20 protein-coding genes and 2 pseudogenes are annotated in these 20,871 nt (G+C 63.3%); 6 read left to right on the plus strand and 16 right to left on the minus strand.

Features of this window, described 5'->3' with window-relative positions; translation table 11 throughout:
* Positions 1 to 64 precede the first annotated feature (64 nt).
* Complete coding sequence (locus tag KY494_RS22880) at positions 65 to 1,279, plus strand: O-antigen ligase (protein WP_219888351.1); 1,215 nt, start codon at positions 65 to 67, stop codon at positions 1,277 to 1,279.
* Positions 1,280 to 1,382: 103 nt separating this feature from the next.
* On the opposite strand, the pseudogene KY494_RS22885 reads toward KY494_RS22880, so the two are convergent.
* Positions 1,383 to 2,621: pseudogene (locus KY494_RS22885) on the minus strand (malic enzyme-like NAD(P)-binding protein); the annotation flags it as partial.
* A 207-nt stretch (positions 2,622 to 2,828) separates the two neighbouring features.
* Here KY494_RS22885 and KY494_RS22890 point away from each other — a divergent pair.
* Together KY494_RS22890 and KY494_RS22895 are read left to right on the plus strand one after the other, a co-directional pair.
* Positions 2,829 to 3,854, plus strand: a complete 1,026-nt coding sequence (locus tag KY494_RS22890; RefSeq protein ID WP_219888352.1) for a LacI family DNA-binding transcriptional regulator — start codon at positions 2,829 to 2,831, stop codon at positions 3,852 to 3,854.
* 64 nt (positions 3,855 to 3,918) lie between these two features.
* Complete coding sequence (locus tag KY494_RS22895; protein ID WP_219888353.1) at positions 3,919 to 4,458, plus strand: hypothetical protein; 540 nt, start codon at positions 3,919 to 3,921, stop codon at positions 4,456 to 4,458.
* Here the strand turns inward: KY494_RS22895 and KY494_RS22900 are convergent.
* The 15 genes and pseudogenes from KY494_RS22900 to KY494_RS22965 all read right to left on the minus strand — a co-directional run bounded on the left by KY494_RS22900 (position 4,434) and on the right by KY494_RS22965 (position 16,638).
* The gene (locus tag KY494_RS22900; protein ID WP_219888354.1) at positions 4,434 to 5,060 is read right to left on the minus strand and encodes a LysE family translocator; all 627 of its coding nucleotides are present in this window, start codon (positions 5,058 to 5,060) and stop codon (positions 4,434 to 4,436) included. The two genes, KY494_RS22895 and KY494_RS22900, sit on opposite strands and share 25 nt — an antisense overlap.
* Before the next feature lie 79 nt (positions 5,061 to 5,139).
* Positions 5,140 to 5,661: a helix-turn-helix transcriptional regulator gene (locus tag KY494_RS22905; protein ID WP_258194375.1), complete on the minus strand. Its 522-nt coding sequence runs from the start codon at positions 5,659 to 5,661 to the stop codon at positions 5,140 to 5,142.
* A gap of 47 nt (positions 5,662 to 5,708) precedes the next feature.
* A pseudogene (locus tag KY494_RS29885) lies at positions 5,709 to 5,936 on the minus strand (AraC family ligand binding domain-containing protein); the annotation flags it as partial.
* 2 nt (positions 5,937 to 5,938) lie between these two features.
* The gene (rng, locus tag KY494_RS22910) at positions 5,939 to 7,402 is read right to left on the minus strand and encodes a ribonuclease G (RefSeq protein WP_034747098.1); all 1,464 of its coding nucleotides are present in this window, start codon (positions 7,400 to 7,402) and stop codon (positions 5,939 to 5,941) included.
* A gap of 41 nt (positions 7,403 to 7,443) precedes the next feature.
* Positions 7,444 to 8,064: a nucleoside triphosphate pyrophosphatase gene (locus KY494_RS22915; protein ID WP_141170572.1), complete on the minus strand. Its 621-nt coding sequence runs from the start codon at positions 8,062 to 8,064 to the stop codon at positions 7,444 to 7,446.
* Between the two features lie 8 nt (positions 8,065 to 8,072).
* Positions 8,073 to 8,543, minus strand: coding sequence for a 23S rRNA (pseudouridine(1915)-N(3))-methyltransferase RlmH (gene rlmH / locus KY494_RS22920; RefSeq protein WP_034747108.1), 471 nt, complete (start codon positions 8,541 to 8,543; stop codon positions 8,073 to 8,075).
* A 6-nt stretch (positions 8,544 to 8,549) separates the two neighbouring features.
* Positions 8,550 to 9,236: a ribosome silencing factor gene (gene rsfS / locus KY494_RS22925; protein ID WP_219888355.1), complete on the minus strand. Its 687-nt coding sequence runs from the start codon at positions 9,234 to 9,236 to the stop codon at positions 8,550 to 8,552.
* Positions 9,237 to 9,848 carry a nicotinate (nicotinamide) nucleotide adenylyltransferase gene (gene nadD, locus KY494_RS22930; protein WP_258194973.1) on the minus strand — a complete coding sequence of 204 codons (612 nt, stop codon included), beginning with the start codon at positions 9,846 to 9,848 and terminating at the stop codon, positions 9,237 to 9,239.
* Positions 9,849 to 9,904: 56 nt separating this feature from the next.
* Positions 9,905 to 10,819 (minus strand): oxygen-dependent coproporphyrinogen oxidase, encoded by a 915-nt coding sequence (gene hemF / locus KY494_RS22935; protein ID WP_219888356.1) that lies wholly within the window; start codon positions 10,817 to 10,819, stop codon positions 9,905 to 9,907.
* Positions 10,820 to 10,920: 101 nt separating this feature from the next.
* A complete protein-coding gene (locus tag KY494_RS22940) occupies positions 10,921 to 11,724 on the minus strand; it encodes a hypothetical protein (RefSeq protein WP_219888357.1) in 804 nt (267 codons plus the stop codon).
* Complete coding sequence (locus tag KY494_RS22945; RefSeq protein ID WP_219888358.1) at positions 11,721 to 12,368, minus strand: hypothetical protein; 648 nt, start codon at positions 12,366 to 12,368, stop codon at positions 11,721 to 11,723. The genes KY494_RS22940 and KY494_RS22945 overlap by 4 nt, the downstream gene beginning before the upstream one ends.
* Before the next feature lie 16 nt (positions 12,369 to 12,384).
* The gene (locus tag KY494_RS22950; RefSeq protein ID WP_219888359.1) at positions 12,385 to 13,659 is read right to left on the minus strand and encodes a hypothetical protein; all 1,275 of its coding nucleotides are present in this window, start codon (positions 13,657 to 13,659) and stop codon (positions 12,385 to 12,387) included.
* Between the two features lie 83 nt (positions 13,660 to 13,742).
* On the minus strand, positions 13,743 to 14,489 hold the full coding sequence (locus tag KY494_RS22955; RefSeq protein WP_219888360.1) for a hypothetical protein: 747 nt from the start codon (positions 14,487 to 14,489) through the stop codon (positions 13,743 to 13,745).
* An 81-nt stretch (positions 14,490 to 14,570) separates the two neighbouring features.
* Entirely contained in the window at positions 14,571 to 15,839 is a 1,269-nt protein-coding gene (gene purD / locus KY494_RS22960) for a phosphoribosylamine--glycine ligase (RefSeq protein WP_096237665.1), read from the minus strand.
* Between the two features lie 73 nt (positions 15,840 to 15,912).
* A complete protein-coding gene (locus KY494_RS22965; RefSeq protein ID WP_010401062.1) occupies positions 15,913 to 16,638 on the minus strand; it encodes a YebC/PmpR family DNA-binding transcriptional regulator in 726 nt (241 codons plus the stop codon).
* A 217-nt stretch (positions 16,639 to 16,855) separates the two neighbouring features.
* Between KY494_RS22965 and KY494_RS22970 the strand changes: the two genes are divergently transcribed.
* From KY494_RS22970 to KY494_RS22980, 3 genes are all read left to right on the plus strand, one after another.
* On the plus strand, positions 16,856 to 19,339 hold the full coding sequence (locus KY494_RS22970; protein WP_258194376.1) for an alkaline phosphatase: 2,484 nt from the start codon (positions 16,856 to 16,858) through the stop codon (positions 19,337 to 19,339).
* A 172-nt stretch (positions 19,340 to 19,511) separates the two neighbouring features.
* Positions 19,512 to 20,432, plus strand: a complete 921-nt coding sequence (locus tag KY494_RS22975) for a DMT family transporter (RefSeq protein WP_219888361.1) — start codon at positions 19,512 to 19,514, stop codon at positions 20,430 to 20,432.
* A 29-nt stretch (positions 20,433 to 20,461) separates the two neighbouring features.
* On the plus strand, positions 20,462 to 20,851 hold the full coding sequence (locus tag KY494_RS22980) for a methylglyoxal synthase (protein ID WP_071075681.1): 390 nt from the start codon (positions 20,462 to 20,464) through the stop codon (positions 20,849 to 20,851).
* The last annotated feature ends 20 nt before the right edge of the window (positions 20,852 to 20,871 follow it).

Genomic DNA, 20,871 nt, shown 5'->3' on the forward strand with positions numbered 1-20,871 from the left:
GCGTGTCACCGTGTGTCGCGCTGCAGCGCCACCGTTTTTCACTAGATACCGAGCCCCTCCCTCCATGAATTTCTTTGCCCGCCGTTCACAATGGCCTCAAGCCATCCTTGCCGTCTTGCCGTTCACCCTGTTCTTTCCACTCGGCTTCATGTACACCGGCGTGGTGGCTTTCATCATCGCCTACCTGCTGGCCGGGGACTTCGCCACGCGCTGGCGTCACGTCAAGGAAAGCCCGCTGCGCTGGCCGGTGCTGGCGCTGAGCGTCGTCTCCGTGGGCGCCGGCATCTTCCTCGAGCGTCCGCCCAGCGAATTCTGGACCGATCTCGTGCATTACCAGATTTTTGTCTTCTTGTTATTTTTTGCCAGCATCGGCCCTGGCGCGTGGCAGCACCGCGCCGTCAAGACCTTCTTTACCGGCGCCACGGTGGCTGCCACCCTGTTTTATCTCAATTACCTGGGCGTGTTGCCGAACGTGAGCTTTTTCCGCAGTTATGTGACTTATTCCGGTAACAAGTCGATCTTGCTGGGCGTGTTGCTGGCCATTGCTTCCGCCTGGATGCTGTTCCAGTTGAGCGAGCAGCCGGTGCGGCCCGTCAACTGGCCACGCCTGCTGCAATTCCTGTATGTGGCTGCGGCCGGTCTGTTGCTGGGCAAGACACGCACGGGTAGCCTGATCTTTGTCATGCTGTGCATGCTCATCGGTGCGCGCCACCTCCATCTGTCGTGGCGCAATGTGCTGGGCGTGCTGGCCGTGGGCGTACTGCTGACCCTGCTGCTGGCGCAAGCGTCGGGCCTGCGTCAGCGCGTCGACAACACGGTGGCCGATATCAGCGCCTTTTCCGAAGGCAAGCAAACCAGCGAGCAAGGCATTCGCCTGGCGATGTATGGCGTCACCTTGCAAATTATTGCCGAGAAACCGCTGCAAGGGCATGGCGTGGGAACCTGGCTGCAGGAATACCGGGTCAGGACAGTGGGCAATCCGATCAACATTCAATTGACGCCGCACAATGACTACATGCTGTACATGTCGGAAATCGGCCTGTTCGGCCTGCTGGCACTGCTGTGGATACTGGTGGGCTTGCTCGTACATGCCTGGCGCACGGGAGGCGAGCGTGGCATGTGGCTGGGGATGCTGACCTTGTCGCTGATGCTGGGCGCCATGTTCAACGCGATGATACGCGATGGCGTCTTCGGCATGGCCTTCATGATCTTGCTGGCGATTCCGCTGGCGGGCGCCTTGCCGGCGCGGGCGGGGCAGCCGCCCCGCGTACCGGACTGATCCGGTAATCCGCGCCGCCCCCATGTGCGGGCGGCGCGGTCCTGCTTTCCTGCTTTACCTCAACTGCTTTACATCAACTGCTTTACTTGGCGCTGGCCGGCACGCGCGTGGCCACGCCGGTGGCGATGGCCGCTTGCGACACGGCAGGCGCGACCCAGCTGCGCAGGCGTTCGTCGAACGGCGACGGAATCAGTTGCAGCGGCGTCAAGGCGCTGGTTTCGTGGCCCGGCAATGGCTCCTTGGCCAGCGCGGCGATGGCGCGCACGCAGGCCAGCTTCATTTCTTCGTTGATGGTGGTGGCACCCACGTCGAGCGCACCGCGGAAGATGTACGGGAAGCACAGCACGTTGTTGATCTGGTTCGGGTAATCCGAGCGGCCCGTGGCCACGATGGCGTCGTCGCGCACGGCATGCACTTTTTCCGGGGCGATTTCCGGATGCGGATTGGCCAGGGCGAAGATCAAGGGCTTGGCGGCCATCGATTCGACCATCTGTGCGCTGACCACGCCACCCTTCGAGACGCCGATGAAGATGTCGGCGCCAACCATCGCGTCGGCCAGGTCGCGGTCGCTCGTGTCGTTCGCGTAGCGCGCCTTGTTCTCTTCCATGCTGGCATCGCGGCCCGGGTAGATCACGCCCTGGCTGTCGCACACTTTCAGCAGCGACTTGTTCAGGCCCAGCGAGACGAGCAAGTCCAGGCAGGCGATCGAGGCCGCGCCGGCGCCCGAGACGGCCACTTTCACATTGCCGATATCCTTGCCCACCAGCTCCAGGCCGTTCAGGATGCCGGCTGCGACGATGATGGCCGTGCCGTGCTGGTCGTCGTGGAAGACGGGAATGTTCATGCGCTTGCGCAATTGTTGCTCGATATAGAAGCAATCGGGCGCCTTGATGTCTTCCAGGTTGATGCCGCCGAAGGTCGGCTCCATGCGCACCACGGTGTCGATGAACAGGTCGGGATCGTTCTCGGCCAGTTCGATGTCGAACACGTCGACGTCGGCAAATTGCTTGAACAGGCAAGCCTTGCCTTCCATCACCGGTTTGCTGGCCAGCGGGCCGATATCGCCCAGGCCCAGCACGGCTGTGCCATTCGTGATCACGGCCACCAGGTTGCTGCGCGAGGTGTAGATGCCGGCCGTGCGCGGATCTTCGACGATGGCTTCGCAGGCAAAGGCCACGCCCGGCGAGTACGCCAGGGTCAGGGCGCGGGCGTCGCCCAGCGGTTTGGTTGGCGTCACGGAAATCTTGCCTGCACGGGGTTCCGCGTGATAGGCGAGGGCGGCTTCTTTCAGGTTGAAGGTTTCGCCGTTCTGTTCGGCGTGCTTGCTGTGGGAAGTAGACATAAGAATTCTGGGAAGGGCCTACAGGGCCCGAGTGGTGAATCCGGGCCATGTTATGCAAGCGTTTGCACGCTGTCAAGGCTGTATTGTACTTAAGAGTCTCAAAACCGCTTTGGGCAACGGCATTATTTCAATGCAAGCGTTTGCTCGGTTTTTGACGGCATGGGCATTTTTTGCGATAAAATCACTGTATTGCGATCCGGGAAGCCCATGACAAACAAGAACCCCACCTTAAGCGACGTCGCGCGGGCCAGCGGCGTGCACTTTTCCACCGTCTCGCGCGTGATGAACCCGGCAACGCGGCAAATGGTCAGCGCCGAGGTGGCCACGCGCGTGCTGGCCGAAGCGGGCCGGCTCGGTTACCGGCCCAACCGCGCCGCCTCCACCCTGGTCACGCGCAAGTCGCGCATCATCGGCGTGGTCCTGCCCGACATCACCAACGCTGTGTTCCCGCCCATCCTGCTGGGCATCGAGGAAGGCTTGCGCAAGCATGGCTACCTGGCCATCGTCGCCAACGTGGGTGCCGACGAGGAAGAGCAGCTGTTCGTCATCAACCGGCTGCTGGGGCAGCAGGTCGACGGCCTGATCCTGGCCACGGCACGGCGCCACGATCCCGTCATCAAGATGTGCATCGACCAGAACGTGCCGGTGGTCACCGTCAACCGCAGCGACGAGACGGGCGTCGCTTCCTGCGTCGTCAGCGACGACGTGGTCGGCATGCGCCTGGCCGTCGAGCACTTGCTGGCGCTGGGCCACCGCCATATCGCGCACATCGCCGGCCCGGAAAACCTCTCCACGGGGCACGTGCGCCGCCTCGGTTTCCTGGCCGCCATCCAGGCCAGCGAACTCGATCCCTCGCAAGCGTTCGTGTTTGAAAGCAGCGGCTATTCGCGCGAATGCGGCAAGGCGGCCCTGCTGGAACTGCTGCGCCAGTCGCCGCGGACGACGGCCGTGGTGACGGGCAGCGACCTGGTGGCCCTCGGCTGCTACGATGCCATCCGCGAGCTGGGCTTGAGCTGCCCGGAAGATATTTCCGTGGTGGGCCACAACGACATGCCGTACATGGACATGATCCGTCCGCCTCTCACCACCATCCGCATCCGCCACCACGGCATCGGCACGGAAGCGGCCCGGCTGATCCTGCAAACCATCGCCTCGCCCGATTCCGCGGTGCTCGACGTGCGCCTGAAACCTGAACTGGTGGTGCGCGAATCGACGGCGGCGCCCAGAGTTTGAGGTGGCGGCAGAGCCGCAAGGTGGTACACTGGCGGCCCTCCTTGATTTCCTTGCCCTCATCGCCATGACCAAAACCAACACGCCTTCCCCCAAACGCCGCGAAGAGGGCGTCGCCAAGCTGACCGTCAATCCCTTCCTCGACGCCGAGTTTTACGCGCGCATGCGCGACTACACGGAGCGCGATGCCGCCATCATCAAGGAATTGAAAGCCATTGCCGAGATCCGCGCCGGCAACAAGCAGCCCGATCCCCGTCTGGCGCCGTCGCTGGCAGCCTTGCGCGACACCGTCAAGAAGGGCTTGAGCTTTGGCGAGATGCTGGACCGCATGGCCGCCGGCAAGGAAAAAGGCTTGTGGGAACCCTGGATGACGACCTTCGGCATCGAGATCCGCGCCGTCAACTATGGCGCCGGCCCGCGCAACGCCTGCCTGGTGCTGGACCTGGCCGCGAATGCCCCGGCGCACGCGATGTTCGCCAAGGCCGGTATCCAGAACTGGCGCAGCCTGGCCGCCGACGATTGCTCCGTCGTGCGCTCGGAAAAAGCCACTGAAACGTCGCCACTGAAAGTGTACGCCGTGTTTTACCTGGATCCATTGCCGGCCTGATCCGCCAACAGCACCACCGCCAGCACGATCAGCATCACGCCCGACAGCCGCTCCAGCAGCGGCAGCGCGCGCGCAAAGCGCTGCCGCAGGGCGGTGCTGCCGATGGCCAGCGCCACCGCCATATCCCACGCCAGCACGGCAAAGATCATCCACGCGCCATACGCCACCATCGCAACGGGACTCGTCTGCCTGGCGGCCAGCACGGTGGCCAGGCTGACGTAGAACAGCGCATTCTTCGGGTTCAGAATGGCGGAGACAAACCCCATCGCGACACCGCCGCGCCAGCGCGCCTTGCCGGTGGCGGGCTTTGTATCCAGGCTGTTCTTGCCCGCATGGCGCAAGAACAGCCAGCCCAGGTACAGCAGATAGGCGCATCCGGCCAGCCGCACCACCATGAATGCCGTACTGCCCGCCCGCAGCACCGATAGTCCGCCAAATGCCGCCACGATAAACACCGCATTGGCTGCGGTAATGCCCATGCACGTGCCGGCGGCGCCGCGCCAGCCGTGGGCCAGCGAGGTGCGTGCGATCAGGAAAAAATCGGGACCGGGCGACAGCAGGGAAAGAAAGTGGGCGGCGGCGATGAAGAAGAAATCCTGCATGGAATTTGGCTCCGGCAATGGCGATGCGCGAGTATGCCGGGGCAGGCGAGCGCCTGTATTGAAGAAAATTGCGGGCGCCTCAGCCGCCCTGGCCGCGATAGCGTCCCGGCGTGATGCCCGCATGCGCCTTGAAGACGCGCTGCAGATGGCTCTGGTCTGCAAAACCCAGTTCATGCGCCAGTTGCGCCAGCGCCGTTCCTGCCTGCAAGCGGCTGCGCGCGCGGTTGACGTGCATATTTAGCTGGTAGGCATGCGGCGTCATGCCCGTGGCGGCGCGAAAAGCGCGGATCAATTGATAAGGGCTCAGGCCTGCCGCTTCCGCCAGTTGCCGCAGGCTGGCCGAAGGCCGCGCCTGCAGCGTTGCGAGCACGGGCGCCAGTTGCGGCGGCACCGGCTTGCGCTCCGAGGGCAGCAGGTCTGCGCGGGCGTCGGCGCAAGCGCCCAGGAACGCCAGCAGCGCCGCATCCTTCTCTGCCGCGTCGGCGCTTGAAAACAGCAGCGCATGCATGGCGCAAAACTGCGCGTACAGCCGCGGGCAGTGCAACACCGTCGCCGTGTCGCCGTGTCGCCATCGAGCGCCGGCGCGTGTGCTTGCAGCCATTGCGCATCGAGATGCAGCATCTGGTAGCTCCAGACGGCGTCAGGCAGGGGATTGCAGGCGTGCACGCAGCCGGCCGGCACCAGCACCAGGCTGCCGGCGCTGAGAGCGCTCTGGCGGCCATGGCTGCCCGTAAACATGCTGCCGCCAGCGTCGACGGCGCCGATGGAAAACGTGGGATGGCTGTGCGGCTTGTAGCAGGCCCGGCTGTGACAGGCGCGCCGGCTCTCCACGTGGGGCAGCTCCGGGTCGCGCCAGAAGAAGGCAGTGCCCGGCATGACTACATCAAAATGACGTCATACTGCTCCTGGTGGTAGGCATTTTCCACCTGCAGCGAAATTTTCTTGCCGATGAAATCACCGAGCATGGCCAGGTGCTGCGATTCTTCCTCTAAAAACAAATCCACGACTTCCTGCGAGGCGAGGATGCGGAATTCGCGCGGGTTGAACTGTTTTGCCTCGCGCAGCAGTTCGCGCAGGATTTCATAGCAGATGGTGCGCGAGGTTTTCACCTGGCCCTTGCCGGCGCAGGCGGGGCACGGTTCGCACAGGATGTGGGCGAGCGATTCGCGCGTGCGCTTGCGCGTCATTTCCACCAGGCCCAGCGGCGAGAAATTGCTCACCGACACCTTGGTGCGGTCGCGCGACAAGGTGCGTTTCAGCTCGGCCAGCACGGCGTTGCGGTGCTCGGCATTGTCCATGTCGATGAAGTCGAGGATGATGATGCCGCCCAGGTTGCGCAGGCGCAGCTGGCGCGCGATGGCGTGCGCCGCTTCCAGGTTGGTCTTGAAAATCGTGTCGGCGAAATTGCGCCCGCCCACAAAGCCGCCCGTGTTGACGTCGATGGTGGTCATCGCTTCCGTCTGGTCGACGATCAGGTAGCCGCCCGATTTCAGGTCGACTCTGCGCCCCAGCGCGCGCAAAATTTCTTCTTCCACGCCATATAAATCGAACAGTGGGCGCTCGCCCGTGTAGTGCTGCAGCCGCGTCAGTTCGCTGGGCGTGTAGATTTCCGCGAATTCGCGCAGTTTCACATAGTTTTCGCGCGAGTCGACCTGGATGGTGGCCGTTTCATCGCCGACGAAGTCGCGCAGCACGCGTTGCGCCAGGCTCAAATCCTGGTGCAGCAGGCTGGTGGCGGGACGCGTGCGTGCGCCGTGCGTGATCGTGCTCCAGGTTTTTCTCAGGTAGTCGACGTCCGCCTTCAGGTCCGCGTCGGATGCATCCTCGGCCATGGTGCGCACGATGTAGCCGCCCTTTTCATCGGGCGGCAGCAGGCTTTGCAGGCGCACGCGCAATTGCTCGCGTTCCGCTTCCTTTTCGATTTTCTGCGAGATGCCGATGTGCTTGTCTTGCGGCAGGTACACCAGCATGCGCCCGGCGATGGAAATCTGCGTCGACAGGCGCGCGCCCTTGGTGCCGATCGGGTCCTTGATCACCTGCACCGTCAGCACCTGGCCGTCGAAGAGGATTTTTTCTATCGGCGCCGGTGTGGCGTTCTGGCCGTCGTGGCCGCGCGCTTCCCAGATGTCGGCCACGTGCAGGAACGCGGCACGCTCCAGGCCGATGTCGATGAAGGCCGATTGCATGCCTGGCAACACCCGCACCACTTTGCCGGAATACACATTGCCGGCCAGGCCGCGCGTGAGCGTGCGCTCGATGTGCAATTCCTGCACGGCGCCCTGGAGTATGAGGGCGACGCGGGTTTCTTGCGGCGTGATATTGATCAGGATGTCTTCGTTCATGGAGGCGGGGAAGTGGAGGCAACGAATGACATCATACCCGATCAGGGCAGGGGCAAACCTGCCAGTCTTAGCAACTGTGCAGTTTCGTACAGGGGCAGGCCCATGATGCCGGAATGGCTGCCTTCGATATGCTCGACGAACAGCGCGGCGCTGCCCTGGATGCCGTAGCCGCCGGCCTTGTCGTACGGTTCCGGCGTGGCGCAATACGCGGCGATGGACGCGGGCGAGAGCACGCCGAAGCGCACTTGCGACACCTGCGTGCGCTGCTCGGCGAAGTCCTTGTAGTGCACGGCGATCGAGGTGAGTACCTGATGCGTGCGGCCCGACAGCTGCTGCAGCATCGCCACGGCCTCAAGGCGGTCGGCCGGCTTGCCGAGGATGATGCCGTCGATGGTGACGGTGGTGTCGGCCGCCAGCACGGGGCGCGGGGTCAGGTGGCGGCGGCGCACCAGGTCCCAGGCGAAGGCGGCTTTTTCATTCGACACGCGGGCGACATAGTCGAGCGCCGACTCGCCGGGAAGGACTTCCTCGGTGACGTCGGCGCCGCGCGGGCCATCGCTGCGCAGCAGCAGCAATTCGAAATCGATGCCGATCTGGCGCAGCAGTTCGCGCCGGCGCGGACTTTTGGAAGCGAGGTAGATCTTGTGATCAGCCGTTTTCATGGGGGAGTTCAGACGCGATGGTAGGGGTGGTTTTGCGTGATCGACCAGGCACGATAGAGCTGCTCGGCGAGGATCACGCGCACCACGCCGTGCGGCAGGGTCATGCTGGAAATGCGCAGCATGCCTTCGGCACGCGCCTTGAGCTGCGGATCGAGGCCGTCGGCGCCGCCGATCAAAAAGGCGGTGTCGCGGCCATCCTGCTGCCACGCCATCAACTGCTGCGACAGGCCGACGCTGGTCAGATCCTTGCCGCGTTCGTCGAGGGCGATGATGCGCACGCCCTTGGGCAGGACGGCTTCGATGCGTTCGCGTTCCAGCGCCATCGCCGTAGCGGCGGTCTTGCTGCCGGAACGCTCCACCGGCTTGATTTCTTTCAGCACGATGCGCAATTCCGGCGGCATGCGCTTCGCGTATTCCGCGAAGCCCGTCTCTATCCAGGCCGGCATTTTATGGCCGACCGCAGCGATGATGAGCTGCATCGAGGCTTACGCTTCGACTTTTTTGATACGCTTGATCACGGTTTTTGCCGGTGCAGCATCGGCTGCCGGTTTGGCCGCGCGCGGGGTGCGCACTTTTTTCTCTGGCAGCGCTTTCAAGGCTTTCACGGCAGCCGCTTCGGTCTTGGTCGGTGCGATTTTCACGGTCTTGCCGACAGCTTTCGAGGCGGCTTTTTTCGCCGGGGCTTTCTTGGCGGTGGTGGCTGTCGTGGATTTCTTCGCTGGTGTTTTCTTTTCGATCACAGGCGAAACTTCGACCTTGGCCTTGCTCGCCGCCAGATGGCCGCTGATTTTCTTCGGCTCGTCGTCGCCGGCTTTTTTCGGCGCGCGCTTGGCGGCACCGAGCTTGATCGGGGTGTCGCCCCAGATTTCTTCCAGTCGGTAGTAGGCGCGGATAGGCGCTTGCATGATGTGGACGATCATGTCGCCCAGATCGACCAGCACCCATTCACCCGTTTCCTCGCCTTCCATGCCGATGATTTGGCCGCCGGCGTCCTTGACCTTGTCGCGCACCGAGGCGGCCAGCGCCTTGGTTTGACGGTTCGAGGTACCGGAGACGATCGCGATGCGGTCGAACAGGCTGGTCAGATGACTCGTTTCGAAGACGGCGATGTCTTGGCCTTTGACGTCTTCAAGGGCGTCAACGACGAGGGTTTGCAGTTTTTTGATGTCCATTTAGCTTTTGTATAAATTATGTTGTTCAATATAGTCTAGCACTAGCGGGGAAACAAGCGAGTTTGCCCGATTCCCCCGTTGTAATGCCGCACGTATTTCGGTGGCGGAGATATCCACCGCGAAGTCCTGTGCCAGATAAGTCAGACCGTGCGGCGTGTTGCGGATGCTGTCCAGCGACCCCAGGCGGCGCGAAAATTCGTCGGCGACCACTTGCGGTACTGCTGTGTCATTCAGCGCGAAGCCGGGGCGGGCCGCGACGCAGATATGCGCGTATTCAAATAATTGCTGCCATTCGCGCCATGTCGCGAGCCGCTGCAGCTGGTCGGCGCCCATCAGAAAAACGATGGAAGCGCGCGGCCCCAGCTCGGCGCGTACCTGGCGCAAGGTATCGATGGTGTAGCTGGCCTGGCCATGTTCGCTGCGCTCGATTTCCTGACGGTCGATCATCACGGGCAGGGGCAGGCTGGCAAACGCCAGACCGGCCATCTCGGCGCGCTGCTGGCCGGTGGCGCCCAGCTTGCTCTTTTGCCACGGCGCGCCCGCCGGAATCACGCGCAGCTCATCGGCGTGCAGCAGGCTGGAAAAATGCGTGCCCAGCGCGACATGGCCCATGTGAACCGGATCGTAGCTGCCACCGAGTAGCGCCACGCATGCCGTACCACTTTCCTTCACGCCTGCAGCCAGTCGCGATGCACGAGGAAGTCAGTATACAACGCCGCTTCGGGACTGCCCGCTTCCGGGTGCCAGTCGTAGCGCCACTTGACCACGGGCGGCATCGACATCAGGATCGCCTCGGTGCGTCCGCCCGATTGCAGGCCGAACAGGGTGCCGCGGTCAAACACCAGGTTGAACTCGACATAGCGTCCGCGCCGGTAGCACTGGAAATCGCGTTCGCGTTCGCCGTAGGGCGTGTCCTTGCGCCGCGCCAGGATCGGCACATACGCGTCGACGAAGGCGTCGCCGGCGCTGCGCAGCATCGCGAAGCTGTCGTCAAAGCCCAGGGCGTTGAAGTCGTCGAAGAAGATGCCGCCGGCGCCGCGCGCTTCGCGCCGGTGCTTCAGGTAGAAATAATCATCGCACCACTGCTTGAACTTCGGATGCAGCTCCGCGCCAAACGGCGCCAGCGCATCATGGCACACCTGGTGAAAGTGCTTCACGTCGCCCGCGTCGCCGTAATACGGCGTCAGGTCCATGCCGCCGCCGAACCACCATACGGGAGCGCCATCGGCATTCACGGTGCTGAAAAAGCGCACGTTCATGTGCACCGTCGGTGCGTAGGGATTGCGCGGATGTAGCACCAGCGACACGCCCATCGCTTCCCATGCCTTGCCACCCAGTTCAGGGCGCGCGGCCGCGGCCGATGGTGGCAGCGCGGCGCCGGTCACGTGCGAAAAATTCACGCCGCCACGCTCGAACACATTGCCTTCCTCGATCAGCCGCGAAATGCCGCCGCCGCCCTCGGGGCGCTGCCAGGCATCGGTCAGGAAAGGCTTGCCGTCCTGCGCTTCGAGCGCCTGCACGATACGGCTTTGCAAATCGAGCAAATAAGCCTTGACGGCCGAAGGAGAGGGAGTTGACGACATCGCGTGGGCCGACGAGGCCGAAATAAAAAAGTAAGGACGGATTGTACCCTGTTACGGATTTTTGTGATAGCAAAACCGGCGATGCTGTTGCCGGCCCTGCTTTACTGAGGCGGCTTGTCCTGTATTACCTGCACCTCGAATTGGGGCGCATCCGCGCCTGGCTGGCGGGCGCCCTCCACCATGCTTGCCGCGCGCTGTTGCAGGTCCGTGTGTTCGATCGTGTCGGCCGGCTGCGCCAGCGGTGCCACAGGCACTGGTTGCTCGCGCTTGAACCATGCGCGTCCTGCATACGTCAGCATCGTCAGTATCGCCAGCAGCAGTGCCGCAGCCATGATGGTGGAAGGGCGCGGGCGGGGCCGGCCATATTGAGTCGGCGGTTTGCCGGCGGCGTCGACGATCAGGCGCGCCAGTTGCGAGCCGTTCGCGCGCGTGTGCGCTTGCAGCTCCTTGTATTGCAGCGGCGATAGCGTGCCCTGTTTCAGCATGTGGCGCAAGGCCGTGACGGGCGTGGCGGCAAGGTGATCGGCCGGCCGGCTGTCGTGGGCGGCGTCGCGCTGCCAGGCGTTGATCAGGTTCTGCTGGTACAGCGCATCGACCGCTTGCCGGTTCACCTGCCGCAGCGCGGCGCTGGCCAGTTGCCGGCGTGGTTCATCGGCGGGCAGCTTGCGCAGCATCCTGAAAAAACGCTCCTCGGGCACCAGTTCGGCGCTCAGCAGCCAGGCCAGCGTCTTGATCTGGTCGGCATTCATCGCCAGTTCGGGCACATCGATGTCTTCGGCGGCGTTGTGCGCGCGCTGGATCTCAATGATCTGCAGCTCGGCCAGCGTATCGTCGTATTCGTCGCTGGTGATCAGGTCCAGTTGCCGCAGTTCGCCGAGCGGTTTGAGGCGCGGATCGGTGCTCATGGCCGCAGGCCTCCGGTCACAACACCGTAAAGCACGGACATCACCAGGATCATGCCCAGCACGATCAAGGCGCCTTTCCAGGCCGGTGGCCGCTTGTACGGGATGCGGTCGTGACCATGACGCAGCCTGGACGCTTCCATGATTTCGCGCGCCAGTGCGCTGCCATGTTCACGCACGTGCGCTTCCAGCGCCTCGAACTGCGCCGTGGGCAGGATGTCGTTGAGCAACAGCCAGCGCATGGCGATCCACGGCGTATACAACATGCGGTCGGCCGGCACCGCCGCGTGTGCGGCATCGCGCTGGAACGGGTTCAGCAAATCGAGCTCGTACAAGGCGTCGACCTCGCGGCGGTTGTAGTACCGCACCCCCTCTGCTGCCAGCGCCTGTTGCCGGGGTGGCAGTGTGGCCGCGCGCTTGTCGAAGTCATTCTTGGGCAGCAGATCGGTCAGCAGCAGCCAGCCCAGGGTGGTGACCAGGTCGGCGTCCTGCGCCAGTTCCGGCATGTCGACCGCCTCCTCGGGCGGGTGCAGGCGCTCATGGGCGGCGACATCGCGTTCCGAGTTGGCCTCGTCGAGTTCCTGCGCGGTGATCAGGCCCAGCTGGTGCAGCTGGTCCAGCGATGCGTGGGGCGGTTCGGTATGCATGAATTTACTCTTTTATTTACTCTTTTACTTTGGCCTGCCGCAGCTCCAGGGCAAATTGTGGCGTTACCGACCAGCCATTGCCGGCAGCGTCGCGTTGGAAGGTAAACTCGCCTTCCTGCATCACTGCCGTGCCGCCGTTGAGCATGCCCAGCAAGGCGTCATTGCGTTCGATCAGCAGGCGGCAGGAGTAGATGCCCGGCGAGATTTCCTTGCATGGCGCCAGCGGTTCGATTTCGGCGATTTCGCGCGTGCGCTCCATCGATTGCGTCAGCGAAAACGCTTGCCGTGGCTGGGGCATGATGCGCGCACCATCCATGCCGTCGCGGAAAGCCTTTTCCAGCGCCTCGCGCCCCAGGGGCTTGGCTTGCTGGGCAAAGTCGCCATCCTCGATGGTGCCAAAGCGCGCCTGGACCAGCAACGGTTGCGCACCCGTATAGCTGATGCGGCTCTTGCTGCCGCTGTCGTCGCGCGCGACGGTATAGGCATAGTCCATCTTCTCGCCATCGAGTGCTATCGTGGCCAGGCAGCCACGGATCTGTTGTGACGAGGCGTAACCGGCTTCTTTTACGTCGTGCAGGCTTGCTTTGCCCGTGCCTTCCGGCGCCGCCTTGTTGAGCATGCGTGTCATGGTGGTGAGCGTGTCGGTGGAGTCGCACTCGGGCACGGAATTGCCGCTCATCACATACCAGACCATGCCGGCCAGCGCCAGCGGCGCGCCGATCAGCCAGGCCAGGCGCGGGCCGGGAAACAAACCGTCGAGGACCACGCCGCGTACCGCCTTTTTATGTTCATCCTGGCGCGCTTGCGCATGCCGGACCACGCGCTTTGCATCGTCGCTGCCGCCGGCCTCGATGCGCTGCGCCGTGGTCTTGAACTGCGCGCGCGGCAGCAGCCCCACATGCAGCATCCAGTTCAGCGCTTCGCCCGGCGTGGGCAGCAGAACGTCGCCGGGCAGGTGCGGCAGCGCCTGTTGATAAAGCTCTGGCGTAATGATCGCTTCGTCGCGCAGATGATCGAGCGATTCGCGATTGAGCACCTCCACCACCTGCTGCAAGATCGACAAACGCAGTGCCAGCTCGTCGCCGTTGAAGTGGCGCGCCACGCTCGACGACAGGCTCGTCACATCCTCGGACGTAACGATCTGGCGCCGGTACAACCACAGCAAGGTGTCGGGTAGCGGCGTCCCGATGGCAAGCTGCGGCAAGTCGGGATGCGCCAGCGCCTGCTCACGCTGGCGGCGCGTGAGCAGCTTCAGCACATGCAGCGCCTCGACGGAAGTATGCGTGGACACGGGGAGATTGCTTGTCATCGGGAGTGGGTTTATCAAAATTTAAGATGATAAATTTTACAATGCAATCTCGTTTCCCCGGCGTACTATTGAAGTGGCGCCTGATCCAGTTCTGTCCTGAACTGGGGTGTGACTGACCAGTTCTTGCCATCTTTGCCGCGCTGGAAAGTAAAGTCGCCTTGCTGCAGCACCGAGACTGCCAGCACCTTTGTCGCGGCAGCGGGCGCAAGGTCGTTGCGGGCCAGCAGCAGGCGGCAGGAAACCACGCCGGGCAATACTTCCTTGCATGGTGCCAGCGCTTCAATATCGCCAATTTCACGGTAGTGCTGCGGCGACACCACTGCGTTGAGGTTGACATGGTAGAGCGGTTTGCCGCGCAGTGCATCCATGCCGGCCAGCACCGCCTTCTTCAGCCCATCGCGCCCGATGGGCTGGCCCTGCTGCGCAAAGCCGCCATGCCAGGCGATGTCGGCAAAGCGCGTTTGCACGATGCCCGGATGCGCGTGGTCATACTCCAGGCGGCTTTTGCGGCGGCCTTCCACACGCGAAATGGTCCAGGCGTATTGCAGCGGCTTGCCGTCCTCGATGACGGTGGCCAGGCAGCCACGGGTTTTTTGCGACCAGGCATAGCCGGCCTGCTTGACATCGTGCAGGCTGAATTTGCCATCCGTGACCGCGGCCACGGTTTGTCTGGTGTCGCAGCGTGGTATGGCATAACTGCTGAACCAGTACCAAGCCAGGCCGGCAACGAGCAGCGAGGCAAGCGTCAGCCACGCGAGGGGGCTCACCGGGGCATCGTTGTCTGGTGCGGCAAGGCCGGTTGGTATGCTCATGGCGAGGAATGGAGGTGATAATCAAAACGGGCCGGGCGGATGAATTCCGCGCCGGCCCGTCGTGTGATCGCTATGGAGCGATCAATGCTTCAAACCGCGCCAGCCGATGTCGCGGCGGTACTGCGCGCCGTCGAAATGGATTTTTTCCACCGTTTCATATGCCTGCTTCTGCGCCATCTTGATGCTGTCGCCCAGGCCCACCACGCACAGCACGCGGCCGCCGTTGGTGACCAGGCGCTCGCCCTCGATGCGGGTGCCCGCATGGAAGGTGACGGAGTCAAGCGTTTCGGCCGGGATGTCGCCGATCGGCGTACCCTTGACGGGATCGTCCGGGTAGCCGGCGGCGGCCATGACGACGCCGACAGCCGTGCGGCGGTCCCATTCCAGTTCCACCGCATCGAGCGTGCCGTTGACGGCGTGTTCCATGACGGTGACCAGGTCGGTCTTCAGGCGCGCCATGATCGGTTGCGTTTCCGGGTCGCCCATGCGGCAGTTGAATTCCAGCGTCTTCGGCGTGCCCTTGTCGTCGATCATCAGGCCCGCGTACAGGAAGCCCGTGAACGTGATGCCATCCTTGGCCATGCCCTGGATGGTTGGAACGATGATTTCGCGCATGACGCGCGCATGCATGGCCGGCGTGACGATGGGGGCCGGCGAATATGCGCCCATGCCGCCCGTGTTCGGGCCCTGGTCGTGGTCCTTCAGGCGTTTATGATCCTGGCTGGTGGCCAGTGGCAGGATGTTCTTGCCATCGCACATGACGATGAAGCTCGCTTCTTCGCCGGCGAGGAATTCCTCGATGACGATGCGCGCGCCGGCGTCGCCGAACTGGTTATCGGACAGCATCATGTCGACCGCCTGGTGCGCTTCTTCCAGGGTCATGGCAACGACCACGCCCTTGCCGGCGGCCAGGCCGTCAGCCTTGATGACGATGGGCGCGCCCATGGCGTCGATGTAGGCATGCGCGGGCGCGACGTCGGAAAACGTCTGGTAGGCGGCCGTCGGGATGCCGTGGCGCTGCATGAAGGCCTTGGCGAAGTCTTTCGACGATTCCAGCTGCGCCGCTTCTTTCGTCGGGCCGAAGATTTTCAGGCCGCGCGAGCGGAACAGGTTGACGATGCCCGCCGCCAGCGGCACTTCCGGGCCGACGACCGTGAGGCTGATGTGTTCCTGCTGAACGAAGTCGGCCAGCAATTGCGGGTCGCTGATGTCGAGATTGACCAGGCGCGCATCGCGCGCGGTGCCGCCGTTGCCCGGCGCGACATACACCATCTGTATGCGTTCGGACTGGGCCAGTTTCCAGGCCAGGGCGTGTTCGCGGCCGCCAGAGCCGACTACCAGAATTTTCATAGGGACCGTTCGTTCAAGGTGGGTTGCAGGGCGGCGGTGCCGCCCTTGTGTGCAGAGTGATTAATTCTCTAGATTAATTCTCTATTAATGCGTTGGTGAACACTTCCTGGACATCGTCCAGCAGCTCCAGCGCATCGATCAGCTTTTGCATCTTGATGGCGTCGTCGCCCGCGTACACGGTTTCCGTCGCCGGCTTCATGATGACTTCGGCCACTTCGGCCTTGAAGCCGGCCGCTTCCAGCGCTTCCTTGACGGTGGCGAAATCGTGCACGGGAGTGAGCACTTCGAAGCCGCCTTCTTCATCGGCGATGACGTCGTCGGCGCCCGCTTCCAGCGCCGCTTCCATCAGCTTGTCTTCGTCGGTGCCCGGGGCGAACAGCAGCTGGCCGCAGTGCTGGAACATGAAGGCGACGGAGCCTTCGTTGCCCATGTTGCCGCCGTTCTTGTTGAAGGCGTTGCGCACTTCGGCCACCGTGCGTACCTTGTTGTCGGTCATGCATTCGACGATGACGGCCGCGCCGCCCACGCCGTAGCCTTCGTAGCGCACTTCTTCATAGTTGGCGCCATCGACGCCGCCGCTGCCGCGGTTGATCGCGCGCTGGACGTTGTCTTTCGGCATATTCGCGTCAGCCGCCTTGTCGACCGCCAGGCGCAGGCGCGGATTGGTGATGGCGTCGGCGCCGCCCATGCGGGCCGCGACCGTGATTTCCTTGATCAGGCGCGTCCAGATTTTGCCGCGCTTGGCATCGGTGGCAGCCTTTTTATGCTTGATATTGGCCCATTTGCTATGTCCTGCCATGTCGAATCTTCCTTAGACGGGGGTTCAATTGTGGCCGACATTTTAGCATATCGGCCCCCTGCGAAGCGGCATCGGCCCGTCATCAAGCCGACACATTTTGTTGTTAAAGTGACGCGTTTTCATCTTATGCATCATCTGATGCGGCTGCGCGTGCACGAACTCGGGCATCATCCCATCACCTCTACTCATAACCAAGATTAATAAAGGGCGAGACATCATGGCAAGTCAAATGGACAGGCGGCAATTTCTGAAATTGGGCGGCTTCATCACGGTTTCCGTGGCCACCGTCGGCCTCGCCGCCTGCGGCAGCACCGATTACAGCGACCCTGGCGTGCCGCTGGCCTCGGGCAGCGACTGGAAATTCCCGCAAAGCGTGGCCTCGGGCGATCCGCGCGCCGACAGCGCCATGCTGTGGACGCGCGTCGTGCCCGCCAGTTTTGACGCCGTCGCGCCCGCCGTTGCCGGCAAGTCGGACGTGGCCGTGCGCCTGATCGTCAGCGCCAGCGACAATACGGCCGCCCTGGGCGGCAATACGGCCCTGGCCGGCACCCCGATCGTCGACGCCAAGCTGCCATTAAAAGCCGATTTCGACAATACGCTGCGCCACAAGGTGACGGGATTGCAGCCGGGCCAGGTGTATTTTTACCAGTTCATCGCCGGCGACGTGCGCTCGAACGTGGGCCGCTTCAAGACGGCGCCTGCCGCCACGGCCGACGTATCGCAGCTGCAGTTCGCCTACCTGACGTGCCAGGACTGGAGCATCAACCACTGGGGCGCGCTGTCGCACATCGCCGCCAACGAAGCGCTCGATTTCATCGTCCACCTGGGCGATTACATCTATGAAACGGTGGGCGAGGCCTTCCAGAGCGGCGCCGTGGAAAGCCGCCACGACCAGTTGAAATTGCCGGACGGCACGTATAAAAGCGGTACGTCCGGCGCGAAGTACGCGACCACGGTGGCCGATTACCGCTACCTGTACAAGAAATACCGCACCGATACGCGCCTGCAAGCCGTGCACGAGCGCTTCGCCTTCATCGCCATATGGGATGACCATGAATTCACGGACGACGCCTGGCAGGACGCTTCCACCTATGAAGGCATCGTGGCCGCCGACGGCAGCGATTTGCACCTGCCGGCCCGCCGCCGCAGCGCCAACCAGGCCTGGTTCGAATACATGCCGGCCGACGTCACGTTCGATAGCGCCGCGACAACGTTCCAGAACATCCAGATCTACCGCGATTTCCAGTTCGGCAAACTGATGCAGCTGGTGATGACGGATGAGCGCCTGTACCGCGCCGACCATGCGATCGCGGAATCGACCATCAACCCGGCCACGGGCAAGCCGCTGGGCAGCATCGGCAGCCGCTACCTGGTGCCGCAAGCGCTGTTCGACAGCGTGGAAGGCCAGAAGATGGCCGCCGCCACCAAGGCCGGTGGCGATCCGCTGGCCGCCGTCGGCATGCTGGGCTCGACCCAGCGCGACTGGTGGAAAAGCAAGATGAAGGCGGCCACGTCCACCTGGAAGCTGTGGGGCAATGAAGTGTCGCTGCTGCGCATGGGCTTGAATGGCACGGATGCGATTGCCACCTTGCTGGCGTTGAGCGCCATGTCGAACGTGGGCAAGGCCATCGCCAGCACCCTGCCTTTGGTCGGCAGCAGCGTGCCGCTGGCGTCCGCCATCGTGGCCGCTTCGACGGCGGGTGCATCAACGACCGTGGCGCAGGCGGCGGCCATGGCGATTGCCGCTGCCGCCGCCAATGCCAGCGCGCAGGGCGCGGCGGCCGTGGGCGCCGGCTTGAGCGCGGCCCAGGCCGGCATCACGGTGGCCGCCTACAACAGCGGCTCGCCGGCCGCCGCCGCGCAAGTGATCGCCTTCGGCTGGATCAAGCCCGACGTGCAGGCCAAGGGCGCCGCGTCCAGCTTTGTCGCCGCATCGGGCCAGCAAGCGGCGCTGGCGCCGTTCTTCACGCGTTTCCTGCTCAATTGCGACCAGTGGGATGGCTACAACAGCGAACGCAAGAACCTGATGGCGCACCTGAAAACGAATGCCATCGGCAACGTGGTGGCGCTGACCGGCGATATCCACTCGTTCTTTGCCGGCACCGTCAGCGATGATTTCGACGCCGCTGGCGGCGGCACGCCTGTGATGGTCGACCTGGTCTCGGCCGGCGTCAGCTCGGATTCCTTCTTCAGTTACCTGAAGTCGGCCGCCGGCGCGATGGGCGACATCGGCACCCTCGTCAGCTATCCGCTGGCCATTCCCGTCACGGGCCTGGGCACGGTCAATCTCGACGTCAACCTGCTCGACTACACCATGGGCAAGGCGGCGCCCACGGTCGACAGCCTGCTGGAACAACTGCGCGTGCAGCTGCGCGGCGCGCTGGCCGCCAAGGGCGTGCCGGAAGCGCAACTCGACGCGACGGTGGCGGCCGTGCAGGCGGGCTTGAAAGCAAGTACTGACTTCAGTGCGACCCTGCTGGGCCTGGCGCAACAATTGTCCGGCCTGGGCAACAATCCGTGGATCAAGCACCTGAACACGGATGCACAGGGCTACACGGTGGTGACCTTGACGCCTGGCAAGCTGGTGGCGCAGTTCAAGCAGGTGAATAAACTGATCGGCACGGCGGCGCCGTCGAACGTGATTGCGCGCGTGACGACGGCGACGGTGACGGCGGGCGCGGCGGCGGTGGTGGTGGCGTAAAGGCGGGCAATGGTGGTGTTGTCGGGTTACGCCGTTTGGGCTAACCCGACCTACGCCCTTATTTCTTAAACGTTAACCCCAAAGAAGGCTGGGGTCGGACCCTCAGGGTCCGACCCCGGTATTTGCCGTTGGGGTTATCAGCTTGCTTTCGCTTTTGCCTTACAATCTGGGCATGAGCTCCAGTTCCCCGCAAGCAACCCCTCCATCTATTCCCCGTTCCGTCTACCTCGGTGGCCTGGCCATCGCCGTGGGCGGAGCGGTGTTGTTTTCCACCAAGGCCATCGTCGCCAAGCTGCTGTACCGCTACCAGATCGACGCCGTCACCCTGATCGCCTTCAGGATGATCTTTTCGCTGCCCGTGTTCGCCGTCATCGCCTGGTGGAAGATGCGCACGGAGCCGCCGTTATCAAACAGCGACCGCTGGCGCCTGGTCGGGCTGGGCCTCGTCGGCTACTACCTGTCCAGCTATCTGGACTTCCTTGGCCTGCAATACATTTCCGTGGGCCTGGAGCGGCTGATCCTGTTCCTCACGCCCACTTTCGTGCTGCTGATTACCACCGTGTACTTCAAGCAGCGCATCAGCCGCTTGCAGTGGATGGCCTTGCTCACCTCGTATTGCGGCATCGTGCTGGTGTTCGTGCACGACTTGCAGGGCGGCGCCAGCAATGTGGCGCTGGGCTCCACCCTGGTGCTGGGCTCGGCCTGTTCGTATGCCGTGTATCTGCTCGGTTCCGGTGAGCTGGTGAAACGCATCGGCTCCATGCGCCTTGTCAGCTACGCGATGTGCGTGGCCAGCTTTGCCTGCATCGCCCAATTCTTCATCCTGCGCCCCGTCGAGCTGCTGATCCAGCCCATGCCCGTGTATGGCCTGTCTTTGCTGAACGGCATCTTTTGCACGGTGATGCCCGTCTTCATGACGATGATCGCCGTCGAGCGCATCGGCGCGCCGGTCGCCTCGCAGGCGGGCATGATCGGCCCCGTGTCGACCCTGTTCCTGGGCGCCATGATCCTCGATGAGCCGATCACCAACTGGCAACTGGCTGGCACCAGCCTGGTATTGGCCGGTATTTACTTGCTGTCGAAAAAGAAATAATTCCTCCACCCACTGAAAATGTTCCCAACATGAAAACACGCATCGCCCTGATTGCCCACGACAAGAAAAAAGATGACATGATTACCTTGGCGGGCGAATACCTGGACTTTTTGAAGGGTTGCGAACTGTCGGCCACGGGCACCACGGGTGGCCGCCTGATCAACGAGCTGGGCTTGCAAGTGGAGCGCAAGCATTCGGGCCCGTTTGGCGGCGACTTGCAGATCGGCTCGCTGTTGGTGGAGGGCATGATCGATTGCGTGATCTTCCTGCGCGACCCGATGACGCCGCAGCCGCACGAGCCCGACATCAATGCCCTGGTGCGCGCCTGCGACGTGCACAACGTGGCGTGCGCAACGAACCTGTCGTCGGCGCACCTGGTGCTGTCGCAGCTGCAGGCGCGGGCCAACGCCGCCGCCTGATTTACCCAGACAAGGAGATG

The sequence above is a fragment of the Janthinobacterium sp. PAMC25594 genome (assembly GCF_019443505.1).
GTDB lineage: Bacteria > Pseudomonadota > Gammaproteobacteria > Burkholderiales > Burkholderiaceae_D > Janthinobacterium.

Excerpts from the sequence above, each read along its gene's own strand:
- KY494_RS22880 (WP_219888351.1), top strand. The coding sequence starts at position 65 with ATGAATTTCTTTGCCCGCCGTTCACAATGGCCTCAAGCCATCCTTGCC.
- KY494_RS22890 (WP_219888352.1), top strand. The coding sequence starts at position 2,829 with ATGACAAACAAGAACCCCACCTTAAGCGACGTCGCGCGGGCCAGCGGC.
- KY494_RS22895 (WP_219888353.1), top strand. The coding sequence starts at position 3,919 with ATGACCAAAACCAACACGCCTTCCCCCAAACGCCGCGAAGAGGGCGTC.
- KY494_RS22900 (WP_219888354.1), bottom strand. The coding sequence starts at position 5,060 with ATGCAGGATTTCTTCTTCATCGCCGCCGCCCACTTTCTTTCCCTGCTG.
- KY494_RS22905 (WP_258194375.1), bottom strand. The coding sequence starts at position 5,661 with ATGGCTGCAAGCACACGCGCCGGCGCTCGATGGCGACACGGCGACACG.
- rng (WP_034747098.1), bottom strand. The coding sequence starts at position 7,402 with ATGAACGAAGACATCCTGATCAATATCACGCCGCAAGAAACCCGCGTC.
- KY494_RS22915 (WP_141170572.1), bottom strand. The coding sequence starts at position 8,064 with ATGAAAACGGCTGATCACAAGATCTACCTCGCTTCCAAAAGTCCGCGC.
- rlmH (WP_034747108.1), bottom strand. The coding sequence starts at position 8,543 with ATGCAGCTCATCATCGCTGCGGTCGGCCATAAAATGCCGGCCTGGATA.
- rsfS (WP_219888355.1), bottom strand. The coding sequence starts at position 9,236 with ATGGACATCAAAAAACTGCAAACCCTCGTCGTTGACGCCCTTGAAGAC.
- nadD (WP_258194973.1), bottom strand. The coding sequence starts at position 9,848 with ATGGGCCATGTCGCGCTGGGCACGCATTTTTCCAGCCTGCTGCACGCC.
- hemF (WP_219888356.1), bottom strand. The coding sequence starts at position 10,819 with ATGTCGTCAACTCCCTCTCCTTCGGCCGTCAAGGCTTATTTGCTCGAT.
- KY494_RS22940 (WP_219888357.1), bottom strand. The coding sequence starts at position 11,724 with ATGAGCACCGATCCGCGCCTCAAACCGCTCGGCGAACTGCGGCAACTG.
- KY494_RS22945 (WP_219888358.1), bottom strand. The coding sequence starts at position 12,368 with ATGCATACCGAACCGCCCCACGCATCGCTGGACCAGCTGCACCAGCTG.
- KY494_RS22955 (WP_219888360.1), bottom strand. The coding sequence starts at position 14,489 with ATGAGCATACCAACCGGCCTTGCCGCACCAGACAACGATGCCCCGGTG.
- purD (WP_096237665.1), bottom strand. The coding sequence starts at position 15,839 with ATGAAAATTCTGGTAGTCGGCTCTGGCGGCCGCGAACACGCCCTGGCC.
- KY494_RS22965 (WP_010401062.1), bottom strand. The coding sequence starts at position 16,638 with ATGGCAGGACATAGCAAATGGGCCAATATCAAGCATAAAAAGGCTGCC.
- KY494_RS22970 (WP_258194376.1), top strand. The coding sequence starts at position 16,856 with ATGGCAAGTCAAATGGACAGGCGGCAATTTCTGAAATTGGGCGGCTTC.
- KY494_RS22975 (WP_219888361.1), top strand. The coding sequence starts at position 19,512 with ATGAGCTCCAGTTCCCCGCAAGCAACCCCTCCATCTATTCCCCGTTCC.
- KY494_RS22980 (WP_071075681.1), top strand. The coding sequence starts at position 20,462 with ATGAAAACACGCATCGCCCTGATTGCCCACGACAAGAAAAAAGATGAC.